General features: G+C 40.0%; 1 protein-coding gene and 1 pseudogene. Both read right to left on the reverse strand.

Going from position 1 to position 2,192, the window contains the following annotated elements; all coding sequences use genetic code 11:
• On the reverse strand, positions 1–1,636 hold a 1,636-nt coding region (locus FMM05_RS20845), incomplete at its 3' end, for a DUF6443 domain-containing protein (RefSeq protein ID WP_221932293.1).
• A gap of 42 nt (positions 1,637–1,678) precedes the next feature.
• A pseudogene (locus FMM05_RS21070) lies at positions 1,679–2,192 on the reverse strand (hypothetical protein); the annotation flags it as partial.

Below are 2,192 nucleotides of genomic sequence, written 5' to 3' on the forward strand. Positions count from 1 at the left end.
CATAGCTAACATTTTGATACCGAACACTATTCACTAACATATTGGTAAACGTACCGGATCCGCTTATGTGCAGATTATTATTAATTATCTTAAATACATAATTATACCCTGAGCCTGATATAGAATCCAATACCATATCTGGCAGTTTTCGCTGGATGCTAAGCGGTAAAACCGCGCCTGTTAAAAATTGCAGTGGTGTTGTACTGGTAATATTTAGGGACAGCGATACGGTATTATCATCATCTACACTAATAGCTGCACCGCCAAATGCACCATAGGTGTTTGCGGTATAAGTGGTTAATATTTCACTGTTATTTAATGTACTAATAGCAGTATCATAGTCCCTTGCTACCTGTGCATCTGCTCTGCACAGTTTTGTCCACGCATGGTTCTGGCTATACTCCAAAGGCGTACCGCTGTTAAAGCTCGTATTAACAGATGGTACATCTCCTGATCCGGTAACCTCTAACTGGTTACCACGTAAAAGAAAGTAATAGCTGTATCCTGCGCCTTGTATCCTTCCTAAGTCACGATCTGTAAAGGTACCCAATTCCCTAAGATCAGCAATGATACCTGTGCGGTAGGGCATCGGGTTTGTGGTTGTGATATTAATGTTCAACACTAAATTCCCATTTTCATCAGGTAAAAGGGTAAAGCCGCCTTGGCCACCGTAGGCGCTTAACAAATCGGCATTAAGTATCTCACTGTTTTCATAATCATCTATAGCCCTTTGGTAATCGTCGGCTAATTGCTGGCTCACACGGCCAAGGGATGTCCATGGATAATTTCTGCCATTTGAATTTATCAAAATGATTTCCTGAACAATATCATCCGCTGCTAAAGGAGGAATTACATATGTAAGGTTATTAAAGATATCGTATACATAGTAGGTGTCGTGAGGTATGTCTAGATTTAAGGTGATATCACGTGTGTAAGTACGCTTTAGCACCATATGGCCTTCTTTGTCTTTAAATTCTTCAGTTGTATTGCTTTTTCCATCAGAGGGTTTCCAGTTCTCATTTTTGACAATAGATTTGTACAGGTTGTTCTCGGCATAATGCCCTACACAGGCAAGTTCAGTTTTTTCAGTATCTCCACCTGTAAAGTTTACCGCAAATTTCCTTACTTCTGAATCTTTATTGGTTTGGTAGTCAAATTTTATAGTATGGTCGAGGTCACTCGACGTATTAATTTTCCAGTCTGTTCCCGGCGCCCCCTGCTCAAATACCCTGTTTAGTGGTGATGCTTCATAAAATTGTTCAGTGTAAGGATTTGTTGTCATTTCAAACTGCGTGGTATTATAATACAGCATTGTGCTGTCTTTCGCTTGGGGGTGAAAACCCATATTTACCGTTGGGCTGGTGCTGGCAAAAGGCATATACTCTTTAGGTTGTCTGTTGTAAGCGTCGTATTCTATATGTGTAATAATATTCTTTCCGGTGGGCGATGCTTTGTGGGCAACCTGTTGTATGGGGCGGCCGAGCCCGTCCATATAACTAATACTTATTTGTCCAAGTGATGGATTAGAGGTAGTAGTTTCATCCCTATAAGTTGTGGTTTTAACGTAATTTTGCGTGCTTGTCTGCGCAAGGCTGAACAGTGGCGATAACAATAATATATATAAAAGATTTTTCATTTGATTGCTGGCTTAGGTGATTAAATGTAATACTTGGATACACTAATTAGATCTATAGTGGTACTCATTTTCCGAGAGTATCTTGTTCCCGGCATCCCTTACATCCAAGAGCCTGTTGAAAGCATCATAGTTATAGGTTGTCTTATAGCCTTTACTATCTATTATATTCGTTACCCCGACTAGAGCCTTATGCGTATATCCCGTCATCGAAGCCGTAGGCGGTAATGCTATCCGTAAGTCATTAAGCTTTATTAGCAGGTTAGTAGTATCATTATTATTGGAATAATTTTTAGCGTCGTTTATATAACCCATGATGGTTGCGTTGGCTACTATTGTTGCATACGTTATGTTCTCTATAACCGCTATAGGTAATGTTGAATTATAGCCCCAGATGTATACTACAGAGGTGCCATTTTCTTGTTTGGCTTCAACGGGGTTGCTGTATCCATCATAATTAACAAACTGTAGCCTGCTTTCAGCAGTGTTGGTTCCTTTAGCGATCGAAATTGTTTTAGGTAGATAGGAACTGTTTCCACCCCAGCCAGAATTAGAGTAA

This window comes from Flavobacterium zepuense, assembly GCF_007097145.1.
GTDB classification, from domain to species: domain Bacteria; phylum Bacteroidota; class Bacteroidia; order Flavobacteriales; family Flavobacteriaceae; genus Flavobacterium; species Flavobacterium zepuense.